Annotated in this window: 25 protein-coding genes, 1 pseudogene and 1 riboswitch; of the genes and pseudogenes, 15 read left to right on the forward strand and 11 right to left on the reverse strand. The window is 45.7% G+C overall.

Annotated features, from left to right (window positions below):
• Positions 1-2 precede the first annotated feature (2 nt).
• The 3 genes from CXL14_RS07280 (at position 3) to CXL14_RS07295 (ending at position 5,909) form a co-directional block, all read left to right on the forward strand.
• Positions 3-1,811 (forward strand): assimilatory sulfite reductase (NADPH) flavoprotein subunit, encoded by a 1,809-nt coding sequence (locus tag CXL14_RS07280; protein WP_038459825.1) that lies wholly within the window; start codon positions 3-5, stop codon positions 1,809-1,811.
• A gap of 27 nt (positions 1,812-1,838) precedes the next feature.
• Positions 1,839-3,554, forward strand: a complete 1,716-nt coding sequence (cysI, locus tag CXL14_RS07285) for an assimilatory sulfite reductase (NADPH) hemoprotein subunit (RefSeq protein ID WP_014418875.1) — start codon at positions 1,839-1,841, stop codon at positions 3,552-3,554.
• A gap of 339 nt (positions 3,555-3,893) precedes the next feature.
• Entirely contained in the window at positions 3,894-5,909 is a 2,016-nt protein-coding gene (locus tag CXL14_RS07295) for a Na+/H+ antiporter (RefSeq protein WP_007613743.1), read from the forward strand.
• Positions 5,910-5,945: 36 nt separating this feature from the next.
• Here CXL14_RS07295 and CXL14_RS07300 read toward each other — a convergent pair whose 3' ends face one another.
• Positions 5,946-6,431, reverse strand: a complete 486-nt coding sequence (locus CXL14_RS07300) for a hypothetical protein (RefSeq protein WP_025649280.1) — start codon at positions 6,429-6,431, stop codon at positions 5,946-5,948.
• 221 nt (positions 6,432-6,652) lie between these two features.
• On the opposite strand from CXL14_RS07300, the gene CXL14_RS07305 reads away from it, so the two are divergent.
• Positions 6,653-7,483 (forward strand): aldo/keto reductase, encoded by an 831-nt coding sequence (locus tag CXL14_RS07305; RefSeq protein ID WP_007410023.1) that lies wholly within the window; start codon positions 6,653-6,655, stop codon positions 7,481-7,483.
• A 32-nt stretch (positions 7,484-7,515) separates the two neighbouring features.
• On the opposite strand, the gene CXL14_RS07310 is transcribed toward CXL14_RS07305, so the two are convergent.
• The 7 genes from CXL14_RS07310 to modA all read right to left on the reverse strand — a co-directional run bounded on the left by CXL14_RS07310 (position 7,516) and on the right by modA (position 14,148).
• A complete protein-coding gene (locus CXL14_RS07310; RefSeq protein ID WP_025649279.1) occupies positions 7,516-8,661 on the reverse strand; it encodes an ABC transporter permease in 1,146 nt (381 codons plus the stop codon).
• Between the two features lies 1 nt (position 8,662).
• Entirely contained in the window at positions 8,663-9,757 is a 1,095-nt protein-coding gene (locus tag CXL14_RS07315) for an ABC transporter permease (RefSeq protein ID WP_061862563.1), read from the reverse strand.
• Between the two features lie 23 nt (positions 9,758-9,780).
• Positions 9,781-10,716: an ABC transporter ATP-binding protein gene (locus CXL14_RS07320; protein ID WP_014418872.1), complete on the reverse strand. Its 936-nt coding sequence runs from the start codon at positions 10,714-10,716 to the stop codon at positions 9,781-9,783.
• Between the two features lie 119 nt (positions 10,717-10,835).
• The gene (locus tag CXL14_RS07325) at positions 10,836-11,939 is read right to left on the reverse strand and encodes a sensor histidine kinase (RefSeq protein ID WP_198318153.1); all 1,104 of its coding nucleotides are present in this window, start codon (positions 11,937-11,939) and stop codon (positions 10,836-10,838) included.
• A gap of 5 nt (positions 11,940-11,944) precedes the next feature.
• Complete coding sequence (locus CXL14_RS07330; RefSeq protein WP_007410028.1) at positions 11,945-12,592, reverse strand: response regulator transcription factor; 648 nt, start codon at positions 12,590-12,592, stop codon at positions 11,945-11,947.
• A gap of 94 nt (positions 12,593-12,686) precedes the next feature.
• A complete protein-coding gene (gene modB, locus CXL14_RS07335) occupies positions 12,687-13,370 on the reverse strand; it encodes a molybdate ABC transporter permease subunit (protein WP_014305804.1) in 684 nt (227 codons plus the stop codon).
• Complete coding sequence (gene modA / locus CXL14_RS07340; RefSeq protein ID WP_014418870.1) at positions 13,351-14,148, reverse strand: molybdate ABC transporter substrate-binding protein; 798 nt, start codon at positions 14,146-14,148, stop codon at positions 13,351-13,353. The genes modB and modA overlap by 20 nt, the downstream gene beginning before the upstream one ends.
• Positions 14,149-14,265: 117 nt before the next feature.
• Here modA and CXL14_RS07345 point away from each other — a divergent pair, with 117 nt between their 5' ends.
• On the forward strand, positions 14,266-15,192 hold the full coding sequence (locus tag CXL14_RS07345; RefSeq protein WP_014418869.1) for a substrate-binding domain-containing protein: 927 nt from the start codon (positions 14,266-14,268) through the stop codon (positions 15,190-15,192).
• 30 nt (positions 15,193-15,222) lie between these two features.
• Here the strand turns inward: CXL14_RS07345 and CXL14_RS07350 are convergent, their stop codons facing one another.
• On the reverse strand, positions 15,223-17,079 hold the full coding sequence (locus CXL14_RS07350) for an LTA synthase family protein (protein WP_101287742.1): 1,857 nt from the start codon (positions 17,077-17,079) through the stop codon (positions 15,223-15,225).
• Positions 17,080-17,120: 41 nt separating this feature from the next.
• Positions 17,121-17,603 carry a metal-dependent hydrolase gene (locus CXL14_RS07355; RefSeq protein ID WP_003151759.1) on the reverse strand — a complete coding sequence of 161 codons (483 nt, stop codon included), beginning with the start codon at positions 17,601-17,603 and terminating at the stop codon, positions 17,121-17,123.
• 183 nt (positions 17,604-17,786) lie between these two features.
• Between CXL14_RS07355 and sspJ the strand changes: the two genes are divergently transcribed.
• Entirely contained in the window at positions 17,787-17,927 is a 141-nt protein-coding gene (gene sspJ / locus CXL14_RS07360; protein ID WP_021494114.1) for a small acid-soluble spore protein SspJ, read from the forward strand.
• A 122-nt stretch (positions 17,928-18,049) separates the two neighbouring features.
• Positions 18,050-18,230: riboswitch (Lysine riboswitch) on the forward strand.
• 111 nt (positions 18,231-18,341) lie between these two features.
• Positions 18,342-19,754, forward strand: a complete 1,413-nt coding sequence (locus tag CXL14_RS07370) for an amino acid permease (RefSeq protein WP_007410036.1) — start codon at positions 18,342-18,344, stop codon at positions 19,752-19,754.
• Between the two features lie 51 nt (positions 19,755-19,805).
• Here the strand turns inward: CXL14_RS07370 and CXL14_RS07375 are convergent, their stop codons facing one another.
• Positions 19,806-20,720 (reverse strand): class I SAM-dependent methyltransferase, encoded by a 915-nt coding sequence (locus tag CXL14_RS07375; protein ID WP_101287744.1) that lies wholly within the window; start codon positions 20,718-20,720, stop codon positions 19,806-19,808.
• Between the two features lie 288 nt (positions 20,721-21,008).
• Here CXL14_RS07375 and CXL14_RS07380 point away from each other — a divergent pair, with 288 nt between their 5' ends.
• The 8 genes and pseudogenes from CXL14_RS07380 (at position 21,009) to trxB (ending at position 25,721) form a co-directional block, all read left to right on the forward strand.
• Positions 21,009-21,581, forward strand: a complete 573-nt coding sequence (locus CXL14_RS07380; protein ID WP_022553778.1) for a TetR/AcrR family transcriptional regulator — start codon at positions 21,009-21,011, stop codon at positions 21,579-21,581.
• A gap of 95 nt (positions 21,582-21,676) precedes the next feature.
• Positions 21,677-22,201 carry an OsmC family protein gene (locus CXL14_RS07385; protein ID WP_053285157.1) on the forward strand — a complete coding sequence of 175 codons (525 nt, stop codon included), beginning with the start codon at positions 21,677-21,679 and terminating at the stop codon, positions 22,199-22,201.
• A gap of 85 nt (positions 22,202-22,286) precedes the next feature.
• A pseudogene (gene gcvH / locus CXL14_RS07390) lies at positions 22,287-22,651 on the forward strand (glycine cleavage system protein GcvH).
• Positions 22,652-22,676: 25 nt separating this feature from the next.
• Positions 22,677-23,405, forward strand: coding sequence for a DsbA family oxidoreductase (locus CXL14_RS07395; protein ID WP_053285158.1), 729 nt, complete (start codon positions 22,677-22,679; stop codon positions 23,403-23,405).
• Positions 23,406-23,541: 136 nt separating this feature from the next.
• The gene (locus CXL14_RS07400; RefSeq protein WP_053285159.1) at positions 23,542-23,877 is read left to right on the forward strand and encodes a thioredoxin family protein; all 336 of its coding nucleotides are present in this window, start codon (positions 23,542-23,544) and stop codon (positions 23,875-23,877) included.
• A gap of 53 nt (positions 23,878-23,930) precedes the next feature.
• Positions 23,931-24,365: an OsmC family protein gene (locus tag CXL14_RS07405; RefSeq protein WP_101287746.1), complete on the forward strand. Its 435-nt coding sequence runs from the start codon at positions 23,931-23,933 to the stop codon at positions 24,363-24,365.
• 53 nt (positions 24,366-24,418) lie between these two features.
• A complete protein-coding gene (locus CXL14_RS07410) occupies positions 24,419-24,742 on the forward strand; it encodes a thioredoxin family protein (protein WP_010788736.1) in 324 nt (107 codons plus the stop codon).
• 43 nt (positions 24,743-24,785) lie between these two features.
• A complete protein-coding gene (trxB, locus tag CXL14_RS07415; RefSeq protein WP_053285161.1) occupies positions 24,786-25,721 on the forward strand; it encodes a thioredoxin-disulfide reductase in 936 nt (311 codons plus the stop codon).
• The last annotated feature ends 5 nt before the right edge of the window (positions 25,722-25,726 follow it).

Consider the following 25,726-nt stretch of genomic DNA (forward strand, 5'->3'; position numbering starts at 1 on the left):
CGTTGCAACTTCAGGTCATGAACAGTCCGTTTAATCAGGAGCAGGCAGAGCTCCTTAACCGCCTTCTGCCGACCTTGACAGAATCACAGAAAATCTGGCTGAGCGGTTATTTGGCTGCGGCCCGGTCCGAATCCGGTGAAACAGCCGCACCCGCTGCTCCGGCTCCAGCAGAAAGCCCGGCAGTCTCAAGAGAAGTGACCGTATTATACGGATCGCAAACGGGAAATGCGGAAGGTCTTGCGAAACAGACGGTAAAGACGCTTGAGGAACGGGGATTCCAGGTCACCGTCGCGTCGATGAACGATTTTAAGCCGAATAATCTGAAAAAAGTAAACAATTTACTGATCGTGGTGAGCACGCACGGAGAAGGCGATCCGCCGGATAACGCGCTGGCCTTTCATGAATTTCTTCACGGCAGACGCGCGCCGAAGCTTGAAGCGCTCCGTTATTCCGTTTTGGCGCTCGGGGACAGCTCGTATGAATTTTTCTGCCAGACCGGGAAAGAGTTTGACGAGCGTCTTCAAGAGCTCGGCGGCACCCAGCTTGCGCCGCGGGTTGATTGCGATCTTGATTATGATGAGCCGTTTTCGGAATGGCTTGACGCGGTCATCGGCGGTTTGAACGAAGGAGCGGGAAATCAAACAGCCGAAGCGCCTGCCGAGACGCCGGCTCTCGGTGAATCCGTTTATTCCAGAACGAACCCGTTTCGGGCGGAGGTTCTTGAGAACATCAATCTGAACGGACGCGGTTCGAATAAAGAAACACGCCATCTCGAGCTTTCGCTTGAAGGATCGGGCCTCGCGTATCAGCCCGGAGACAGCCTCGGCATCTATCCGGAAAATGATCCGGCGCTCGTTGATGAGCTGATCAATGAGCTGAAATGGGACCCAAAACAGGAAGTGGCGGTGAATAAACAAGGAGAGCGCCTCCCGCTGAAAGATGCGCTTACTTCTCACTTTGAAATAACCGTCTTAACAAAACCGTTCCTGCAAAAGGCCGCACAGTTTACGGCTGACCAAAAGCTGAGTGAACTTCTGGCCGAAGGAAACGAAGAGCAGTTGAAAGCATACATCAACGGCCGTGATCTGCTTGATCTCGTCCGGGATTTCGGTCCGTGGGAAGCTTCCGCGGAAGACTTTCTTTCCATCCTGCGTAAAATGCCGGCCCGGCTCTATTCGATCGCAAGCAGTTTAGAAGCGAATCCGGAAGAGGTGCATCTGACAATCGGAGCGGTCAGATATGACGCGCACGGCAGAGAACGAAAAGGCGTCTGCAGCATTCTGTGTGCGGAAAGACTTCAGCCGGGAGATACGCTTCCGATTTACATTCAGCACAACCAAAACTTCAAGCTGCCGGAAAATCCGGATACACCGGTCATTATGGTCGGGCCGGGGACAGGCATCGCGCCGTTCCGTTCCTTTATGCAGGAGCGTGAAGAAACCGGAGCTGAGGGGAAAACATGGCTGTTTTTCGGGGATCAGCACTTTGTCACTGATTTTCTGTACCAGACGGAATGGCAAAAATGGCTGCAAAACGGTGTTCTCACAAAAATGGACGTCGCTTTTTCTCGGGATTCGGAGGAAAAGGTATATGTGCAGCACCGCATGAAAGAACAAAGCAAAGAGCTGTATGAATGGCTGCAGCAGGGAGCCGCCGTATACATCTGCGGTGATGAACAGCATATGGCGCATGACGTGCACCAGGCGCTTCTCGATATCATTCAGGAAGAAGGCGGCATGAGCCGTGAAAAAGCGGAAAGCTTCCTGGCAGACATGCAGCAGAAAAAACGCTATCAGCGTGACGTATATTGATTTTGGTTTGAAAGGAGCTTATTCAGCATGGTGAACAACATTTTAAAAGCGCCGGAAGGCCCTCCAAGTGATGTTGAGGAAATTAAAGAAAAAAGCGATTATTTGCGCGGCACATTGAAAGAAGTCATGCTCGACCGGATTTCAGCCGGCATCCCGGACGAAGACAACCGGCTGATGAAGCATCACGGAAGCTACTTGCAGGATGACCGCGATCTCCGTAATGAGCGTCAAAAACAAAAGCTTGAACCGGCTTATCAGTTCATGCTGCGCGTTCGGATGCCAGGCGGCGTTTCAACTCCGGAACAATGGCTTGTCATGGATGAACTGGCGCAAAAATACGGAAACAATACATTGAAGCTGACAACGCGTGAAACGTTCCAAATGCACGGAATTTTAAAATGGAACATGAAAAAAACGATTCAGAAAATCAATGCGGCGCTGCTTGATACCATTGCGGCCTGCGGAGATGTCAACCGAAACGTCATGTGCGCTTCAAATCCGCACCAGTCTGAAATTCATGCGGAAGTATACGAATGGTCGAAGAAATTGAGCGATGACCTTCTTCCGCGCACGAGAGCCTATCATGAAATCTGGCTTGATGAGGAACGTGTGGCGGGCACTCCTGACACGGAAACGGAACCGATGTACGGGCCGCTGTACCTGCCGCGGAAATTCAAAATCGGAATCGCCGTGCCTCCGTCCAATGATATCGATGTCTTTTCTCAAGATCTCGGCTTCATTGCCATCGTGGAGGAAGGCCGACTTATCGGATTCAACGTGGCAATCGGCGGCGGTATGGGTATGACGCACGGCGATACGGCCACTTATCCGCAGCTTTCAAAAGTCATCGGCTTCTGCAAACCGGAGCAGCTGTATGATGTAGCGGAAAAAACCATTACGATTCAGCGCGATTACGGAAACCGTTCCGTCAGAAAGAATGCCAGATTCAAGTACACCGTTGACCGTCTCGGGCTGGAAAACGTAAAAGCCGAGCTGGAAAACCGCCTCGGCTGGCAGCTGGATGAAGCGAAACCTTATCATTTTGACCATAACGGCGACCGTTACGGATGGGTGAAGGGCGTAAAAGGGAAATGGCACTTTACAATGTTCATCGAAGGCGGCCGCGTCACGGACTATGAGAATTATAAGCTGATGACGGGATTGCGTGAAATCGCCAAAGTCCATACGGGAGATTTCCGTCTCACCTCTAATCAAAACCTGATTATCGGCAATGTCTCGAGCCAGAAAAAGAAACAAATCAGCGCATTAATCGAACAATACGGTCTGACAGACGGCCGGCAGCATTCCGCCCTCCGCCGCAGTTCAATGGCTTGCGTCGCGCTTCCGACATGCGGGCTCGCCATGGCCGAAGCCGAGCGGTATCTGCCGAAATTGATTGATAAAATTGAAGCCATTGTTGACGAAAACGGGCTGCGGGATGAAGAAATCACCATCCGTATGACCGGGTGCCCGAATGGCTGCGCCCGCCATGCGCTTGGCGAAATCGGATTTATCGGAAAGGCGCCCGGAAAATATAATATGTATTTAGGAGCGGCGTTTGACGGCAGCCGTTTGAGCAAAATGTACCGGGAAAATATCGGTGAAGAGGAAATTCTGAGTGAGCTTCGCACCATTCTCCCGCGCTACGCGAAAGAGCGTGAGGAAGGCGAACACTTCGGGGATTTCGTCATCCGCGCCGGCATCATTAAAGCGACGACAGACGGCACGAATTTTCACGAATAAGATGAGCTAAGGATAGAGACACACTGACGGTGCGTTCTCTATCCTTTACTAAGCAGCATAAACGCTGCACCGCGTCATGAAACAGATGACGCAGCTTGCGAAAAAGCCTGTTTTCAGAGAAAACAGGCTTTTTCTTTTTCCGGAAAAAATGTAGCTGAAGGCAAAAAAAGTTCGCCGTGAGCACGTTATGAGAAATTTTAAATAAAAACGGGTAAAATAAAAGAAGAATGGTTGCGTGCGGAAAATATATTGAATCTGTCCGATCATCGGCTCCGGCCTTTGGCAAAGGCAGAGAACAGGCAATAATGATATGATGCAGCAGATGAAGGAGGTCATGCTTTGGACATATTTTTAGTCGTACTCGTACTTTTAACCATCATCGCGATCTCAAATATCGTAAATCGGTTTGTCCCCTTTATCCCGGTGCCTCTGATTCAGGTGGCGCTCGGTATCATTGCGGCGTCATTTCCGCAGGGGCTTCATTTTGAACTGAATACTGAATTGTTTTTTGTTTTGTTTATCGCTCCGCTGCTTTTTAACGATGGAAAACGGACGCCGCGTGCGGAACTTTGGAATTTAAGGGCGCCGATTTTGCTGCTTGCGCTCGGGCTCGTGTTTGCCACGGTGATTGTCGGCGGTTACACGATTCATTGGATGATTCCGAGCATTCCGCTGGCTGCTGCGTTCGGGCTGGCGGCGATACTGTCACCGACTGATGTTGTCGCGGTCAGCGCGCTGTCAGGGCGTGTGAAGATGCCAAAAGGCATTCTGCGTCTCCTTGAAGGAGAAGGACTGATGAATGACGCATCCGGCCTGGTCGCTTTTAAATTTGCGATTGCGGCAGCCGTGACGGGCGCATTTTCGCTGGCGCAGGCCGCCTTCAGTTTCGTTCTGATTTCAGCCGGAGGTTTACTCAGCGGTGTCGTCATTTCTTTTTTGATTATCCGTTTCCGGCTGTTTTTGCGCCGCCTCGGCATGCAGGATGTCACGATGCATATGCTGATTCAAATTCTGACGCCGTTCGTCATCTATCTCGCGGCTGAAGAAATCGGCGTTTCCGGCATTTTAGCTGTTGTGGCCGGCGGCATCACGCATGCGGTGGAGCAGGACCGTCTTGAATCAACGATGGTCAAACTGCAAATCGTCTCTTCAAGTACGTGGAATATTATTTTGTTCATTCTGAACGGTCTTGTTTTCGTTATTTTAGGTGCGCAAATACCGGATGTGGTTTCCGTCATCTTTAATGATACCGCGTTTAACAATATGATGGTCATCGGGTATATTATCGTCATTACGCTGACGTTAATGATTCTCAGGTTTTTGTGGGTGCTGTTTTTTTGGAACGGCAAGTGGTTTTTTAACAAGGATCAGAGCATTTATAAACCCGGCCTGCGCTCGACCCTGCTGATTTCGGTTTCAGGCGTCAGGGGAGCGGTCACGCTTGCGGGTTCCTTTTCCATTCCGTACGTGCTCTCTGACGGCTCGCCGTTTCCTGAACGGAATTTGATTCTCTTTTTAGCCGCGGGCGTTATTATGTGCACATTGGTGCTGGCGACAATCGTACTGCCGATTTTGACAGATAAGCCGGAAGACAATGTGAAAGAGAAGAAAGTCAAATTGCTGACAGCGAGACGGAAGCTGATAAAGGCTGCCTTAACCGCCATTAAAGAAAATATGAATGAGACAAACAAAACGGCTTCTTTTGCGGTCATTGCCGAATACAATGAGAAAATGAAAAATCTCAGGTTTCAGCAGTTCACCGTCAAAAACCGCACGAAAAAAGATGAGCGGAAAGTCCGCGCCCAAGGGATACAGGCTGAACAGGAAGAATTGCTGCGGCTGATTGAGCGGGGCGACATACCGGAAGAAACGGCTGACAGCCTTCAGGAACGGTTTGATGAACTGGAAGTGCTGTATACGAATCCGTTTAAAGTCGGCTTATCTAAGAAAAAGCTGAAACGCCTGATGTACTGGATCTTTTTCGGTGAACAAAAAAAGCCGGAAATGTCGATTTTAAATGAAGAAGGCCTCATCCGCACCACAAGGGTTAAAACGGCAAAAGCGGCCATTGAAAGCCTGAAAAAACACATGACTGAAGAAAATAAAGATGTGACGCTTGCCGTCATTTCCTTTTACAATCACTTAATTTTCAGGCTGGGGCACTCGTATCACGAACAGAGTCCGAGCCGCCGTTTTGAAAATCAAAAACTTGAAATCAAACTGCGGGCCGTGCAGGCCATCCGCAACGAAATCCAAACATTATTCGAAGAGCGGGAAATTTCCCGCGATATGTCACATGAGCTTCGCCAATACATCAATGATGTGGAAGCGGCCATGCTTGACGGAGGTGAATAAAAAAAGTCCGGCATCTGTTCGCCGGACTTTTTTTGATTACGGACGATGGAATTCGACGTGATCGCCGTCGCGGTCAAACCAGCCTCTGAAGGCCCAATTGATCCAGCCGCCATCACCTTTATTGGTGAAGCTTCCGTCTTCAAACACCCAAATGCCGTACGTGATGCCGTCATAAACGGCGGAACCGTAAAACTGAACGCCGTTAAAATGATCTTCATATTCCTGGCTTAAATTAAACACCATGACGTTATATTTTTGTCCGGAAGCGTAGAATGAAGATTCCATTAAGTTTTTGACGAAGCCGTCACGGTTTTGCGCCGACTTAATCGCGTCAGCAATCGAATTGCCGATGCCGAGCAGGTCAACGTCAATGTTTAATCCGACATCTTTTGCTGAGACATCTGATGATTGCTGTGCCATGTTTTGAGGGACCGGGGTTTCTTTTGCGGATACAAAGGACAGAGGAGTCAGAGACAAAGCGGCGCCAAGGGCAACGGTCATCGGGATACGCATACGTTTCATATGATTTCCTCCTTCAATTGTATGGTGGCTACAGTAGCGATTTACCCGGACAGTTACCCGGTTAACCGTAATTTTTGAAAAATAGGAAAATAATAACGGCGGTGGTGCTTGGGCACTAAAGATGATTTTTGTGATAACGATGAGCGTATAATTGGTTTCTTACGGCGGAAATGTGAGATAATAATAACCGTTTACATAATGACTAGAAAGGATGGTTCAACGTGGCAAAAAGCTTAAAAGATACTGTAAAGCTTCATAATGGCGTTGAAATGCCGTGGTTCGGCCTAGGCGTCTTCAAGGTGGAAAACGGAAGCGTAGCGGCGGACTCCGTCGAAGCGGCAATCAGAAACGGCTACCGCAGCATTGATACGGCGGCTATTTATAAAAATGAAGAGGGTGTCGGCGAAGGCATCAGAGCTGCGGGCGTTGCCAGAGAAGAGCTGTTCATCACGTCAAAAGTGTGGAATGAAGATCAAGGATACGAAACGACACTTGACGCGTTTGAGAAAAGCCTTGAGCGCCTCGGCCTCGATTACCTCGACCTTTACCTGATTCACTGGCCGGGCAAGGATAAATATAAAGACACATGGCGCGCTCTTGAAAAGCTGTACAAAGACGGCAAAATCCGCGCCATCGGCGTCAGTAACTTCCAAGTGCATCATTTAGAAGAGCTGCTGAAAGATGCTGAAATCAAGCCGATGGTCAACCAGATTGAATTCCACCCGCGCCTGACTCAAAAAGAAGTAAGAGATTTCTGCAAAGCGCAGGGCATTCAAGTGGAAGCATGGTCTCCATTGATGCAGGGACAGCTCCTCGATAACGAAGTGCTGTCACAAATTGCGGAAAAACATAACAAATCGGTTGCTCAAGTGATTTTGCGCTGGGATCTTCAAAACGAAGTCGTTACCATTCCGAAATCCATTAAAGAGCACCGCATCATAGAAAATGCCGATATTTTTGATTTCGAACTGTCACAGGAAGAAATGGAAAAGATCAGCGCATTGAACAAAGACGAGCGTGTCGGCCCGAATCCGGACGAGCTTCTGTTCTAAGAAAAAACAGCCCTTTACGGGGCTGTTTTTCTTTACATAAATGTCTGTGTCTGACGTTTTACGCTGAACCTGTATGCGGCTATTAATAACAGGGCGGCGGCGAAGGCTCCCAAAATGATGATGTTCAGCATCAGGCTTTGGAGCGTGCGGCCGTGCTGCAATTGATCGACCGTATCGAGCACCCAGCGCTGAGGCAGAAATTCGGCGATTGTCTGCACCGTTTTCGGCATAATATTGCTCGGAAAGAAGCAGCCGGCGAGCAAGCATGTCGGCACGACGATCAAATTCAAAAGCGCCGATGTTGAAGCGCTGCTGTTGGAAAAACCGACGGCAATAAAGGCGATCCCGATCGCGCTTAATGCAAACAGCATCATCAGGACGAACAGCTGCCACAGCGGGAATGACGGATGAATATGAAAAGCGGCGCCCATAAAGAGAACGGCGAATAGAATTTGGACGGCCATGATAATGATATTCACCGCCGCGTTTGCCAGTACATACTGCTTTGATGTGATCGGCGTTGACAGAAGCCTGTAGTACGTCCTGTTTTCCCGCTCTTTAATCATCAGTTCCGTCAGGTTGCCGGCGGAATAGAGCATAATGATAATGAGATACCCGATGACTGAGTAGGTCATTTCTTTATGATTCGATGTATCTTGTAAAACAGCGGACTCCGTTTGAATCGGAGAATGCTTGAAAGCGGCGTACATCGCCTGAAAGGCTTTCGCGTCTCCGCCGGAAGATTTGCCGATTGAGGCGGCGCTGTTCATATAATTGTACAAATAAGAGCTGACATATCCGGTGACCTGGGCGCCTTTCAGCGAGGTCATGCCGATGTGAGCCGGTTTCCCGTCTTTTACGCTTTGGGAGAAGCCTTTTTCAAACGTAATGAGCGCCTCCATTTTTCCTGAAGCGATCTTGGATGTGGCGGACGCAGCCGTTTCCTCCGAAATCTTCACATGATCCAGTCCTTTTAAAAACGTGACCGTATCCTGTGCCACTTCTCCGCCGTCCTGATTGAGAATGCCGATATTGAGCGTTTCGGCTCCGCCGTTGGCATTGGTCATGAAGGAGAGGAAGACGCCGATCAGCGGAGCCCCGATATAAAGAATAAGCTGTTTTTTGCTTTTTGTAATCCCTTTGAGAGTGTGTGCAAACAGCCACCAGAAGTTTTTCATATTACAATCCCTCCCGTCTTTGAAACGTAAATGCGGCGATCAGCAAAAAGAGTGCCGCCAATGCTGTATTTAAACCGAGTGCAGGCCATGCCGCTGATACATCATTTGCGTAAATGATGTTGTTAATCGCCTTATTGATCCATGATAAGGGCGACAGGACGGAAATTCCTCCGCCTTCATATTTGTAATAGGCGCCGCCGATAATGGACATCACCTGAACGATGATGACGGTGATTAATCTGGCGCTTTCGGGTTTTCTGGTCAAATAGCTCAGGCTGAGCCCGAAGCTGACGGCCAAAAGAATTTCAGAAACGAGAATCAAAAGCACAAGTCCCAGGTGGCTGCCCCAATTCGCTTTTAAGATAAATTTGCTGAAGGCGACAACGGCAAGAATCGTCAGAACATTCACAGCCAAAATGCCGAGCATCTTTCCGAGAAAGATATCGCTTTTCCGGAGCGGGGCGGCGATCAGGCGATCCGCGGTGTGCCGTATTCTTTCCCCGCGGAATAAGGTGCTTGCAAAAATCGAGGCGTACAGCCCGATCATCGTCGTCATGGATATCGCGTAAAAATCTTTCGCTTTCGGTTCTTTCGCTTTGTGTAAAGACGTCTGCTTCATATAATCGCTTTTGATTTGTCCGGCGGAAGGCGCCTTATGCGCCTTGTAAGCGGCGGCGCCTGCTTTGTATTGATTGGTAAAAGCGGTCAGCATGCCTTGGACGATCGTGCCGTTTATGCCGCTCCGGTCATTTGTATAGACTTGAAAACCGGTGTTTTTTACAGTGACGAAAGCATCCGCCTGATTTTCTCGAACCTCGTTTTTGCCTTTTGCCTCCGTGTCCGCTTTTTGAAAATAGACATGCTCTTTTTTGGCGGCTTTCATAAACTCAGTAAAATAATGAGAAAGAGGGCCGTTTGACTGGTCCGTATATACGACCTTGATGTTTCCGACCGTCACCTCTGAATCAAAGGCGTTTGATAATGCCGCAGTAAAAATCAGCATGAAGACGATCGGAAAAGCAAGCATGAAAATAAAAGTCCGTCTGTCGCGGAAACTGATTTTGATTTCTTTCACGGCGATGTGCAGAATATTCATTTGCAATCCTCCTTTCAATGGGGTCAGTCGCGCAGGCTTCTGCCTGTCAGCGTGAGAAATACCGTTTCTAAGTCAGGGGCCTGTTCCTGCAAGGAGCGGATTTCAATGCCTTTGTCCATGAAGTACCGGATCAGGCGGTTTAAATTGTTGACCCCTGTGTCAGAGCTGATTTTCACGCTGTTTTCTTCCAGTGCGGCGGCTCTGACGCCGGGCAGCTCCTGAATATCGCCGAGGCTGATGCCGTTTCCGGATGACAGCTCAATCACGACGTCCTTCGTGTCGGTAATGATGGAAGTCAGCTGTTCTTTTGTGCCTTCTGCGATGACTTTTCCGTGGTCGATGATGGCGATGCGCGTGCATATTTCTTCCACTTCCTCCATGTAGTGGCTCGTGTAAATGATCGTGCAGCCCATTTCATTGAGCTTTTTCACTGATTGCAGAATATAATTTCTTGATTGCGGATCAATGCCGACCGTCGGTTCATCCATGATGATCAGTTTCGGCCGGTGGGCAAGGGCGCAGGCGATATTAAGCCGGCGTTTCATTCCCCCGGAAAAATGCTTCGGCAAATATTTGTGTTTATCGCTCAAGCCGACGAATGTCAGGGCTTCCTCGACCCGTTCTCTCAGAGCCGCCCCTCTCAGGCCGTACAGACCTGCGAAGAACTTCACATTTTCATAGGCGTTTAATTCCTCGTAAATCGCGAGGTCCTGAGGGACGATGCCGATATTCATTTTCGTTGCTTTGCTATATTTGAAAATATCTTTTCCGAGAAACAGAATGTCTCCGCCTGAAGGTTTTAAAAGACCTGAGATCATATTGATCGTCGTGCTTTTTCCGGCTCCGTTTGCGCCGAGAAACCCGAAAATCTCACCTTCTTTTACGGCAAGCGACATCTGGTCAACGGCGGCATAATCACCGAATTTCTTACTCAGCTGTTTGAGCTCCAAAATGTTCATGTTTCCACCTCTATGTCTTATGATGCTCTTATTATAAAAAAAAGAATGAACGGCCGTTAGTGCAGCTGTTCATTCCTTTGACATGAGAATCTTCATATTTTTCACATGAAAATATTCACTTATTCAACCGGAAGCAATGTCGTGACGGAAAAACCGGCCGTGCCGTCAAAAATAACGGTTCCGTGCAAGACGGCCGCCCGTTCTTCCATACCGAGCATGCCGAGGCCTTTTTTAAAGCGGCCGGCGCCGTTTCCGTTATCTTTGACTTCCGCTTTCACAGCTTTGTTCAGCACATGGATATCAATGAAAATCTGCGTGGCATCGGCGTATTTCATTGCATTGGTCAAGGCTTCGGTTACGTTTTCCTGAATGACTCTCCAATGCATTTGCGTCAGCCTGTCCAAATCGCCTTGATGCGTAAACGGAACCGGCATGCCGTTTTTGGCCGAAAATTCATCAATAAACGTTCTTAATCTGTGAATGCCCATTTGTTCAGCGGGCGGTTTCATATTTTTCAGCGTTATGCGGATATCCTCTATGCCTTCTTTGGAAATGGTAATGGCGTTTTGGAGCAGTTCAGCCGCTTTGTCCGGATGGGAGCCGAGCATCCGCTTCGCCGCTTCCATCTGAATGAGCGCGCCTGTCATGGAATGGCCGATTTTGTCATGGATGGCTTGGGACAATCTGTTTCTTTCTTCGAGTTTGCCGGTATACTCCGATTGTTTGATATATTCTGTGCTGCTGTGCAGCTGTTTCGTCAGTTTTTCAATGCTTGAGCGCATGCTGTCTGACTGCTCTTCATATTTTTTCAGCCGGTCGCTGGACCGGGCGGCCAAAACGAATATCGCCAAGCAGAACAAGGTCATGACGATATAAGTCGGAAGGTCGCCGTACGGGACAAATAAAAACGGCAAAAACACGAGCAGGCAGAACACATAGCGGTGAACCGGATATTCGGCAAGAACGGCAAAAATGGCGGGCGGCAAAAGAAATAGAAACGCCGGATGGCCTAAGGCGGAAAGCCAAGCAGTCAATGCAAGCGTCATGAGGGTGATCCCGCGCCTCCAAGCGGGCGGCCTGATCATGCAGACCGCAATGCCCAAAGACAGATAAAGCAGCAGAAACAAGACGGCGTACGGCGTGTAAGGGCGGTCTGCCGATACGAACAAAAAAGCCGTATAAAAAATGGCGATCAGTCTGCTCATCAGCATCCAAAAATCCATACCGTTCAACGCCCGTTATCCACCTTCCCGGTGATATAATAAATCGCGATCTGCGTTCTGTGCTCAAGCCCTGTTTTCCCTAAAATAGATGAAATATAATTGGCCGTCGTCCCTTCAGAAATGAAAAGCTGTTTTGAAATTTCCCTGTTCGACAGTCCTTTCGCAATAAGCGACATGATGCTGAGCTCTCTTTCAGTAAACTGGCTTTCATCAATCTGATGCGCGGCTTCCGCCGGCCGGAAAAGGCTGTCTTTTATTTTATCCAGCACGGTGTCCTGAAGAATGCTGTGCCCGTTGAAGACGCTTTTGATCGCATCGCGTATCCGTTCCGGTTCGGTATTTTTTAATAAATATCCTTTCGCGCCGTTTTTAATCGCTTCTAAAATATACTCATCGTCGTCAAATGTCGTCAGGATCATCGGCTTCGTATCCGTTTCCTCCGCGATCCGTTTTGCGGCTTCGACACCGTTCATCACCGGCATGCGGACGTCTAACAAGGCGATATCGACGGGATTGTGTTTACAATACTCTGCCGCCTCCAGGCCGTTTTCCAACGTTGCCGATACAGTAAATTCCTCATATGTATGCAAAATGATTTTCATTCCTTCTCTGATGAAAGAATTATCATCCGCGATAATGACATTAATCTTCATGGCCGCACCCTTTGTGTGTTTTTTGTTTCATTATATACCATCCGATTTTAAATCAAAAAGCCTCCCGGCGAAAGGTGCGCGGAAGGCGGATCAGTCAAGCGGGTTTTTTCAATTGGATGAAAAACAGCATCAGGAAAGAAATGATCACAATACAGATCACCCACACCCAGGCGAGTGTTTCATTGCCGGAATCCATCGCGACGTAAATCGCTGTCGGCAGCGTTTGGGTGACGCCGGGAATATTTCCCGCAAACATTAAAGTCGCCCCGAATTCACCTAGCGCCCTTGCAATACTGAGAATGCTTCCGGTCAAGAGGGAGGGAAAGGCAAGCGGGACGGAAATACGGGTGAACACCTGCCATCTGCCGGCTCCGTCTACTTTCGCCGCTCCCTCGATGTCGGCATCAACCGCGGCGAAGCCGGTTTTAGCGGACTGATACATAAGCGGGAAGGCGACAATAGCCGAAGCGATCACCGCGGCCGACCACGTGAAAATGACGGGCTGGTGAAAAATCCGCTCAATCGCCCGGCCGATAAAGCTGTGTTTCCCGAAAATAATAATGAGAATGAAGCCTACAACGGTAGGAGGAAGAACGAGCGGGAGCATAAACAGGGTCTCCACAGCCGTTTTTCCGGGAAATCGCGCTTTCGCCATCCAGGCGCCGGCAAGCGTCCCGAGAATGATGACGGCGATGCCCGATGCCAAAGCCACCTCAAACGACAGTACGACGGGAGTGAAAAACTCCGAAGCCGTAATGTTACTTGGCAGTAAATCCATATTTCTTAAACACTTTCATCGCTTCATCAGACTGCAGATACTGATAAAACGCTTCTGCTTCTTTACGGTGCTTTGTATCCTTGACGATGCCGAGCGGATAAACGATCGGATCGTGCGTTTTCGCCGGCGCTTCATCGGTGATTTTCACCTTTTTCGAAATCAGTGCGTCTGTTTTATAGACAAGCCCGGCATCGACATTTCCGGTTTCAACATAAGAAAGCACCTGGCGAACGTCTTTTGCATAGACGACTTTATCTTTTACCTTGTCCCACATGGATAATGCCGTCAATGACTGTTTGGCGTATTGTCCGGCCGGAACGGATTCAGGCGTGCCGAGCGCGATTTTTTCCGCGCTGTCTTTTTTCAGGTCATTCAGATGTGTCAGGTGTGCGCTGTTTTTCTCAGGCACGATCATGACGAGATCATTTTTCAAAAGATCCGTGCTGTCCTTTTTATCGATATCTCCGTCATGAACGAGCTTTTCGAATTTATCTTCGGCTGCCGAGAAGAATAAATCAGCTCCCGCGCCTTGTGAAATTTGTTTCTGCAATGTGCCTGATGATCCGAAGTTATCTTGAATGGTTACGTTTGAATGTGATTTTTCGTAGTTGGTCTGGATTTCTTCAAGTGCATCCTGAGCGCTGGCTGCCGCAGAAACGGTCAGCGTGACTTTTTCGTTTTGTCCGCCTTTGGACGATTGTCCGGAAGAGCAGCCCGCAGTTGCGAGGAAAACGGCCATAGCCGCAGTTGTGAGTAGTGTCGCTTTCTTTTTCAACATTGTGCACTCCTTATAGCTAAATATCATTAGATCAAACTAATTATAACGCAATTGTACGTGATGGTGCGGTTTTTTTTCAATATCTGAACAGTTATAATAAAAACGGAGCGTGATAATATGACAGAAGCCACTTCCTATACAATAGAAGAAGTTGCGGGCCTTTTGAAGGTCTCCAAATTGACAGTATATGATTTGATAAAAAAAGGACTCATTCCGGCGTACAGGGTCGGAAGACAGATGAGGGTCGATGAAGAGGACTTAAAACAATATAAAACAAACATGAGAATGTCAAAAAAGCCATCCGTATCAGAAGCTGCTGACCCGTCCCGCGGGCGGGAGCCGGAAAAAAGGCAGTCCGTTATCATCAGCGGGCAGGATGTGTCGATGGACCTCCTCAGCAAACAGCTGGAACAAACAATACAGGCGGCTCCGCTCCGCAAGTACAGCGGCAGTTTGAACAGCCTGATCGAGATGTACCGCGGGGCTTGTGACATCGTCAGTCTGCATTTGTACGATGGGGAGACGGGGCAGTATAACATCCCGTACGTGAAGCGCATTCTTTCAGGGGAGCCGTTTGCGCTTTTTCATGTCGTGCTGCGGCAGGCCGGATTATATGTGAAAAAGGGCAATCCGCTGAACATTCAGGGCTTTCAGGACTTGAGCCGAAAGGATGTCCGTATCGTCAATCGCGAAAAAGGATCAGGCGCGAGGGTGCTGCTGGATGAACAGCTCAGATCTTTCGGCATTACGCCGTCTGATGTCGCCGGCTACCATGACATTGTCACGGATCATCTGTCAGCGGCTTCACAAGTGTCAAGCGGAAAGGCGGATATCGGAGTCGGGTCGCAGCATGCGGCGCATATGGCAGGCACGGACTTTATCCCGGTGATCAGTGAGCAGTACGATGTGGTCGTCTTAAAACAAAACCGGGAGCTTGTTCAAAGCGTACAGGACATCCTGAATTCTGAGGAATTCAAGTCTCAGCTTTCTCAATTATCCGGATATGATACGAAAATGACCGGACGGCTCATATATGAAACATGAAAAATCCCTCCATATAACGGAGGGATTTTTTTATTGCTTGTAAAACCGCAGCAGGTCGCCGTTTAATATTTTATCGGAAAGCATCAGCTCTTGTTCCGCTTTTTCTTTCTCATCGCTGCACGTGCTCATGTCAGAACGCGGTTCACCCGTTTTACGGCTGTAACACGTATTTTTCGTATAAATATGATCATCCGTGATAAAGCTGCCGTTTCTCAGCACCGCAAACGGGGTCCGCTCTCCGGAAAACAGATCATTGCCGAACTGAATGCTGCCTTTCGTTTCAATGCCGAGCAGGTGAAGCAGCGTCGGTCTTACATCAACCTGTCCCGCGGCGGATGCAATCGTTTCCGGCGCACGGTCGGTCACCCCGGGAATATGAATGATAAACGGCACGCGCTGAAGCTGAACCGTATCAAACGGAGTGATTTCCTCTTTCCCTAAGAATTCGGCAAGTCCTTGATTATGGGCTTCGGATATACCGTAATGATCTCCCATCAGGACGATCATCGCGTTGTCATACAGTCCTTCTTTTTTCAGCTTCTTGAAAAAGTGTTTCAGGGCCTCATCTTCATAGCGGACCGTCGTCACATAGCGGTTTAATAAATCGCTGCTTGTGTCCGGTTCTTCAATGAGCTGATCCTGTTTATCAATTTCAAAAGGAAAATGGTTGGTCAAAGTCAGCAGGCTCGCGTAAAACGGCTGCGGAAGCTTCTTTAATTTTTCCGCTGACTGTTCGAGAAATTCCTTATCCTTCAGGCCCCAGCCTGTTGAATTTTCCTGTGTCACCTTAAATTCATCCGCGTCGAAAAAACGGTCGATTCCGAATGTCCCGTACATCTCATCCCGGTTCCAAAAGGCCTTATGATTGGCATGCAGAACGGCTGAATAGTATTGATGATCTTTTAACATATGGTACATCGTATTGAACCGGTGGCCGCTTTTTGTAAAAAAAACGGCGCCGCTTGAAGACGGATACAGCGAATTCGCAGTAATGAATTCTGAATCTGAGGTTTTTCCCTGTTCAGTCTGCTGATAAAAATGAGTGAAGTCATAACTTTTTTTCCGCAGTTTATTTAAAAACGGGGTAATCTCCCGCCCGTTGACCCGCTCATCCATTACAAAACGCTGTGTTGATTCGAGCGTAACAAAAATCACATTGCGCCCCTTTGCCAGCCCGAACTTTGATTCGGACGGCCTGCTGTAGTCGGCTTGAGTGTAATTTGCGACCGCCGCAAGGCTGTCTTCGTCGGCAAACGCTTTAGCCCCTGCATTCAGCGTCTGCGAAATGGTGTCATACAAATGAAAGTGGAACAGGCCGATTCCTTTTACGAGCGCTTCACGATCAAAAGGGTGCTTGAACAGCTTCGGCTGCTCGGCCTCAGACAGCGCAAGGTTGCACAGCATGAGGCCGGCTGATGCCCACGCATACGCTTTAACGGTACGGGTGCTGGCTTTTCCTTTACCGGCTTTATGCCTTTTACCAAGGTAAAACAAAACCGCAATATCCAAAAATAAAGCGATGTAAAGCGGGTGAAACAGCTCTTGGACGCTGCTTCCCATATCACCCATATTGCTCGTCTGAAACAAAACCGGTATGGTGATAAAATCAATATAAAAACCGTAAAACACCGTATTTGCGATTAAAATCCCCGTCAGCATCACATTTGCCGAAAGCAGAAAGATCCGCTGTTTTTTTTCCGTCAGCAGCAGGGCGATGCCGAACAGCGGCACAATGAAGCTCAGCGGATTAATGAGAAGCAGACATTCCTCAAGAACCGAATTGTTCTGCAGATCAAAACCGAGCTTATAAACGGCATAGGTTTTCATCCACATGAACAGGATGGACAGGCATAAAAACCGATGATTGCTGAAAAAGGTTTTCTTCATATGTATGACTCCTCACCCTAAAAGCGAAAGATGCTTTTTGTTTATGAGATGCGGCCGTGAACCAGTTCGTATAAATAATAGCAGGATACAATCGTTAAGCCGGCCAGCACAAGCTGCTCCGAAAAGCTCCCCGTTCTCATATAAAGGGGAAGACGGAAGCGGATGGCGGACGGAAACAGCAGTTTAATGCCGTTGACGGTCCATGCGTCAAGCACAAGATGGCTCGCCATTCCGATCATCAGTCCGGCGGAAATGCTCGGATTCGGAATATAGGTTGCCGTAATGAAAAACATAATAAGCATAAACAGCAGACTGTGTGTAAACGTTCTGTGGCCGAACACCGTGCTTACGATTTTGGACAGAACGGGCAGCGTTCTGCCGATTTTGCTTTTCGTATGGCATATGTCGGGAATCAGCGCCCCGAGGGCACCCGCTGAGGTCATAAGGACCGGATCATACCCGTAATAATACGCAATTGCGGAACAAGAAGCGATGCCTCCCATGATGTGTGTTTTTCCTGTCATTTTTCGCTTCTCCTTTTTATTTTTGCCAAAATCCCCTGAATTACAAATATATCAAGAGAATGCATGTTTGATCAACAAACTTTACCTGTTCCGCCAAAAGGAAGGAGACGCGGATTCCGCATATTCTGCCGCGGAAAAAGACACATTATAGGTGTACCTATACTTGATAAAGAGGTGATACAGATGGCTTTCTTTAACAAAGAAAAAGGAAAAAACAGCGATAAAAACAAAAACGTCATTCAAGGCGCGCTTGACGACGCCGGTGCAGCTCTGAAAGACGATCCGCTTCAAGAAGCTGTTCAAAAGAAAAAAAACAACCGCTGACCATATAAGACGGGTAGGGCGAACGCTCTATCCGTTTTCCATCTAATTTTTCCCTTTGACAGATCTTTTTATCTCTGATAACCTCTGAGTAGAATTGAATGATAAAAATCCTCACTCTTTCTCGGTGAGGTAGAGGTTGCGCTTGATGATGAGTCGCACATGCCAGGCTGATAGGGGCCGCAAAACATGTGTTAAAGGCATCAGCGCCGAAGTGTAAAGAAAGCCGATCCTTCTTTATGCTGGGACTGTATCTGAATAAGTGCAGGACTGCCGCGTGCTTTTTCGCGGAGGGCTATCCGGAGATCAAGGGTGTGTGTGTTTCTTTAAGCATGGACTTTTGTTCAGGCTTTTTTTTGCGTGTAAATATGGTCTCGGGGTCTGGTCCGTACGAATGAACAACCAGGAGGTACAGGAATGGAACAGACGAAAAAATGGGGTTTTTGGTTATTAACGGCGTTTGTCGTAGGAAATATGGTAGGCTCGGGCATCTTTTCGCTTCCGAGTACGCTCGCAAAAATCGCGAGCCCGTTCGGCGCTACATCGGCATGGCTTTTAACGGGAGCCGGTGTGTTAATGATCGCGCTGGTCTTCGGCCACTTATCCATCCGCAAGCCTGAGCTGACGGCGGGGCCGCAAAGCTATGCGCGTGCGCTGTTCAGTGATCGGAAAAAAGGGAATGCAGCGGGCTTCACGATGGTATGGGGCTACTGGGTGGCGAGCTGGATCAGCAACGTGGCGATCATCACGAGCCTTGCCGGATATTTAACATCATTTTTCCCGATTTTAACGGATAAGCGTGAAATGTTTTCGATCGGCGGTCAGGCGGTTACGCTCGGCCAGCTGCTGACGTTTGCCGTATGTACGGTTTTATTATGGGGCACTCACACGATTCTCGTCACCAGCATTAACGGTGCGAGTAAATTAAATTTTGTCACGACGTTTTCAAAAGTATTAGGATTTATCTTCTTTATCATTGCAGGTTTGTTTGTATTTCAAACGTCGTTTTTCGATCATTTTTATTTTCCGGTTCAAACAGGTCCTCACACAGTTGAGGGAATCGGCGGGCAGATCCACAATGCGGCGATTTCAACATTATGGGCGTTCGTCGGAATTGAATCGGCAGTCATCTTATCCGGACGCGCCCGTTCGCAGCGCGACGTGAAACGCGCCACCATTACCGGATTATTGATCGCGCTTGGCATCTATATCATCGTAACATTGATTACGATGGGCGTGCTTCCGCATGGTAAGCTTGTCGGCTCGGAAAAACCGTTTGTTGACGTATTGTACGCGATCGTCGGCAATGCGGGAAGCGTCATCATGGCGATTCTGGCGATTTTGTGTCTGTTCGGAACGATGCTCGGCTGGATTCTTCTCGGCTCTGAAGTTCCGTATCAAGCGGCGAAATCAGGAGACTTTCCGGCTGCTTTTGCAAAAACGAATAAACAGGGAAGCCCGGTTGTGTCGTTAATCGTAACGAACGTGATGTCACAGATCTTTATCTTTTCGGTTATTTCCCGGACGATCAGTGACGCGTTCACGTTTTTAACAACGGCGGCGACGCTCGCTTATCTGATTCCGTATCTCGTATCAGCGTTTTACAGCCTGAAGCTCATTTTTACGGGTGAAACGTATGACGAGATAAAGGGTTCAAGAGTAAGAGACGGTATCATCGCCATCCTTGCCTGCATTTATTCTTTTTACGTCATTATTACCGGAACGGCCGATTTAACGACCTTTATTCTCGGTATCGGGCTGTTCTTCGTCGGTTTGCTGTTATATCCTTTCGTCTCAAAGAAATTTGCAAACAACAGACAATCGGTATGACAAAAAGACATCTCACGTCTGTGAGATGTCTTTTTTATTTGCGGCAGCGGGTTACTTTTTGACGGCGTGTATATAATGAATGGTCTCGAATGCGGTTAAATGGTCAGTGCGTCCGCTGAAAAAACGGTCATTGACGTCCGCCGGAGATAAATGTTCATAAATAAGCAGACCTGATGATTCTAATATTTTTTCGATTTCTTTATAACTGAAACACGATAACATCGGTTCTCCGCTTGCTGCAGCCATTTTCACCATGTTTTCCACTCTGTTTGACAGTCCTCTTTCTTCAAAGAGCGACTCATCTGCATAATCAAACACGATAGAGCTTCCCGGCGGGACTTCGGCAAATAATTGTGTGAGCAGGCGGGCGAGATGCTTTTTCGTAAGATAGTATGACACACCGAGCAGGCTGAAAAAGGTTTTTTGGCGTGAAAAACCTTCCTGATACAGACGGCTGAAAGAAAGCGAAGCGGCGAAGTCCATCGGTACAAAATGAAGATGATGGGAAATGCCGAGGTTCAGATGTTTCAATCTGTTTATTTTGTCTTCCTGTGAAGCGGGATGATCGATTTCAAATATGTCTAAGGCGTTTGTCACCTCAGGATGCCTGAAACAAAAAGTATCCAGCCCCGCGCCAAGGATGACATACTGTTTGGCCCCGAGCTTCACTTCATTGAAAAGCACTTCTTCACAATATGCGGCACGGGCTAACGGTGTAGGAGACAGCTGGACTTGAGTCACCCATTTTAAGATGTCATCCGGTTGGCCTTGAAGCCTCTGGGCCATGTCTTTGCTGAAAAATGATATACCTTGAATCAGATGATCGCGGATGTCCGAATGCTCTTTATCAGAAATCAGATCTTGTGCCAAAAAATCATCAAATATCACCGGGGTGTCGTATTTACTGTGGTACGCCCTTCCGAAAGCGGACAGCAGGGAAGTCATACTCGCCTTGTTTTCTTTCATATAAAGATCCTCCGTTATTTACATCAATCTCCGGCCGGGAGAATCTTATTATACATGTTAATCCAAAAATGTAAATTATAGAATAGGTGCCGTTTATTATTTACATGGTGCTAGGAGCCTGTCCTACTTTTATAATTTAAGGTATTTCTTAACTGTTCATTACATGAAAGTAATGTTCTGATGACTATACTGGATGATGGAAATATGATCCATTCCTAAAATGCTTGGCAAAACCTAATGGAATCATATAATATATAAACTAAACTTTGCGATTAAGGTGTGAGAAATTTGTCTAAAAAGCACGAAATAATATCAGCTGCAAGAGAGATTATTTATTCTAAGGGATATCAAGCAACCTCTATAAATGATATTCTTGTGGCTGCAGAGATTGGAAAAGGCCAATTTTATCACTACTTCTCATCTAAATATGATTTAGGATTAGCAGTAGTGGAATCTATAGTCCATGAATGGCAAACAGAGTTAATATCAGATATTCTTCAGTCAGATAATACTCCAGTAAATAAGTTAAATATGATGTTGGACAGAACACTTACTTTTCATACTGAAGTGAAGAATAAATCAGGTTGTCCTATAGGAAACTTAGCCATTGAAATGAGCGAGCATGATGAAACGTTTCGTGTAAAAATTCAACATTTATTTGAATGTTGGATAGGGGCTATAGAGATTACATTAAATGAAATGGTTGAACAAGGTCTGTTAGATTCCTTTGATACTAAAAAAGATGCTCAAGCAATTGTAGCTATGATTGAAGGAGGAATTTTGCTAATGAAAAACCAACAAAACGTCAACTTTTTAAGTGACATTATAGAAGTAATCCGAAAACAATTTAATCTAGAATAGTCAACTGTTTTTTTCTTGCAATATTGTTTTTCTTATGTTAAGCTCTTTTTGTACCGACTGGTAGGTACAATCCTGTGCTGAAGGAGAGATAAACAATGGCAAAATTAAATGGTGTTGATATGAGTATTATTGAAGGTTTAGTGGAGCAATACAAAAAAAATCCTGCTGAAGGTACTGGAAGTTGGTCATCTTCTGTAAAATGGGATAATGGATTCCATGTTGAGGCAAAAGTAGGTGATCATGCTCCTATTCATGTTGATGAGCCAAAATGGTTAGCAGGCTCCAATAAGGGAGCAAACCCAGTGGAATATTTATTAAGCGCACTAGGTTCTTGCTTGTCAGTGGGGTTTATTGCAACTGCTAGTGGAATGGGAATTAAGATAAACTCATTAGAAGTAGAGGTTTCAGGACAACTAGATTTGAATGTCTTTTTAGGATTAAAGGAAGGAAATCCTGGTTTTGATGAAATCAATGCGCATTTTAATGTCGATAGTGATGCGGATGAACATCAGATTGAAGAACTTGTTGCACAGGCCACGAAACTTTCACCTGTAAAAAATACAATCCAAAGAAATGTTCATGTTCAGGCATCTTTAAGTCACAATAAGAAAAAAGAATAATTATAAGAGTATTTTTCGAAAGTTACTGTACCAAATAGTAGGTACAGTAACTTGCTTTATAACTGACTGAAGGAGTGCAACAGATATGTATTATTCTAAAGATCATTTATGGGTAAAGGTTGATAACAGCATTGCTATCTTAGGAATTACTGATTATGCTCAATCAACGCTTGGAGAAATTGTATTTCTAGAACTCCCAGAAGTGGGACTTCAACAGTGAAAGATGCCAGCTTTGGGAGTATTGAATCAGTTAAAACTACATCTGAGCTTTTTTCTCCGATTAACGGACAGATTATAGAAGTGAATACGGAATTAGAAGATAGTCCAGAATTTGTGAATGAATCACCTTATGATAAAGGGTGGTTACTGAAAGTAAAAGCTTCTAACACAGAGGAGATAAAAGAACTTCTAAAGGCGGAGGAATACGATAATTACGTAAGTCAAATTTAAATAATTTAATTAAAGGAGTGTTCATATGAAAATTGAAGTTTGGTCTGATGTAGCATGTCCCTTTTGTTATATAGGTAAACAAAATTTAGAAAAAGCATTGAAACAATTCGCTTTTAAAGATGAAGTTAAAGTTGAATATAAAAGTTTTGAATTAGATCCTAGTGCGCCAGTATATAACGGGCAAAGTTTTTACGAAAAATTACTCTCTAAATTTGGGGATGCCGAACAAACAAAACAGTTCCTTGAAAACTTAACTCAAAGTGCAAAAAAGGTTGGATTAACATTTAATTTAGAAGGTTTGAAACCAACTAATACGTTTGATTCCCACCGCTTAACAAAATGGGCAAAAACAAAAGGAAAAGAAGCTGATATCTTGGAAAATCTGCTTAATGCACACTTTACTGATTCTAAGGATGTAGGTGATCATGAAACCCTTGCAGATTTAGCAGAGGCTTCTGGTTTAGATAGACAAGAGGCTCTGAAGGTCCTAAATGACAAGTCTCTTTATGCAGATGAGGTAAGATCAGATCAAATAGAAGCTAAGCGTTATGGTATCTCTGGAGTTCCCTTTTTAATTATAAATCAGAAATACGCCGTTTCAGGTGCACAACCAGCAGAGGCTTTCTTAGAGGCACTCAACAAGGTATGGGAAGAAGAAAATCCGTTACTGAAACTTAAGAATATATCAGTGAATAATGAGGATGACACACTATGTACTGATGGAAGCTGCGGAATTCCTACAAGTGAAAAATAAGTGGGAGCAACAAATTTCTCTTAGATGAGTTTGTTTTTAAACTCTAACTTCTCTTCTAAAACTGATCTGATCTCTTAGGCAATGGCAGTTTTAAGTTTAATCCTATTAAAGACTAGTATTAGGAGGGAGAGAACTAATGGTAGAAACAGTTGAATTAACATCTTTAGATTCAATAGATAACTTTATTCATCAAAATAAATTTAGTTTTTTGTATATTTCAAGGCCGGATTGTGGAGTATGCCATGCAGTCTTGCCTCAACTCAGAGAATTACTGGATAAATTTCCACATATCAAATTAGGGTATATCAATGCTTACAACGTAGAGGAGATAGCCTCAAGGTTTTCAATTCTTACGGTTCCTGCACTCCTTTTATTCATTGAAGGAACTGAATATTTGAGAGAAGCACGCTTTGTTCATTTTGAACAATTAGAAAAAAGACTGGAAAGAGTAAGTGAAATCTATATCACATGATGTTTTAACAATGTTAAAAATGATGGCAACCAAAAACTAAAGGAGTGTTTAATATGTCTAATTTGAATGTAAAACTGAATGCTGTTTGGAAAGGAGGAGTAGAAGGTAACGGCACCATCAAATCTCAATATATTGATACACCCATTGCTATAGGAACAGAGTATGGAGGTAATGGGCAAGGAGCATCACCTAAAGAAATCCTTGTGTCATCAGTACAAGCTTGTTATGTAGCAACATTAGTGTCGATGGTTGAATCAAGAAAACTGCCAGTAGTGAGTATTGAGGTTGATTCTGAGATGGTTGCTTCTAACAGTAGTTTTGATATTATCCATTATCCTCGTGTTGTTTTATCTGCTGATGCAACAGAAAAAGAAGTACAGTCAATGGAAAGAGTGAATGAAGCAGCTGATAGAGCATGTATAGTAGGTAACATGGTCAAAAAAGCAGGCGTAGAAATAGAAGTCAAAGGTAAAGTGTCTACTCTTTAATCGATTCAATTAATTATTAAAAAAGCTTTTTACAACTCAGGAGGAAAAACAAAATGACTATAATCAAAGTAACAGATGGTAATTTAGAAAAGAACTTAAATACAGATAAAGTGGTTTTACTAAACTTTTCAGCATCTTGGTGTGGACCATGCCGGGTTTTTGCTGAGACACTAGAGGAGTTTGACAAAGAGTTTGGTGATAAAGTACAAGTTGTTAAAGTTGATGTGGATGAGAATCCGGAGCTTGCTGCAGAATTTGGTGTAATGAGTATCCCTAATACACGCTTCTATTCTAATAATAAATTCGAAAAACCTTTTGCTGGTATTGTTGGTATTGCGCAATTAAAAGAAGAAGTTTCAAAAATTAAGTCCCTTTAATCAAATGTGCATTAATGGATTCTTTTAAAGGAGGGAGAACATATTGAAGGAAATGAAAATTTATGATGTCATCATAGTTGGGGCAGGTCCCGCGGGAATGACAGCAGCAGTTTACACTTCACGTGCTAATTTGAACACATTGCTTATTGAACGTGGAATACCTGGTGGACAAATGGCTAATACGCAGGATGTAGAGAATTATCCTGGTTTTGATCATATTTTAGGTCCAGACCTCTCTAATAAAATGTTTGAGCACGCCAAAAAGTTTGGTGCTGTATATGAATATGGAGATATAAAAGAAATTATAGATGAAGTCCGTTTAAAAAAAGTAGTAACTACAAAGAAAGAATTTTATGCAAAATCTGTTATTATCGCTACTGGGGCAGACCATAAAAAGCTTGGAGTTCCAGGGGAGAATGAGCTTGGTGGTCTAGGAGTTTCATATTGTGCCGTGTGTGATGGAGCCTTCTTTAAAGGACGTGAACTTGTTGTTGTGGGTGGAGGAGACTCAGCTGTAGAAGAAGCTGTGTATCTTACACGTTTCGCTTCAAAAGTCACCATTATTCACCGTCGAGATCAGTTGCGTGCGCAAAAAATACTCCAAGAAAGAGCATTTAGCAATGAAAAGATTGAATTCATTTGGAATAAAGAAGTTACAAGTATAAACGCAGGAAATGGAACAGTGAATACAGTAACGTTAAAAGATACAAAAACAGGGGAACAATCTCAATTCCCTGCAAATGGTGTATTTATTTACGTGGGGACACTTCCGTTAAATGCTGCATTCAAAAACTTAGATATAACCAATGAAGAAGGTTATGTAGTGACGGATGAAGCAATGGCTACTAAGATTCCTGGTATTTATGCAGCTGGAGATATCCGTGATAAAACCCTGCGCCAAATTGTCACAGCTACGGGTGATGGATCAATAGCAGCTCAAAGCGTCCAACATTATATTGAAAACCTTGAGAATTCATAAGAAAC

It is taken from the genome of Bacillus sp. SJ-10, from assembly GCF_002843505.1.
Classification (GTDB): domain Bacteria; phylum Bacillota; class Bacilli; order Bacillales; family Bacillaceae; genus Bacillus; species Bacillus velezensis.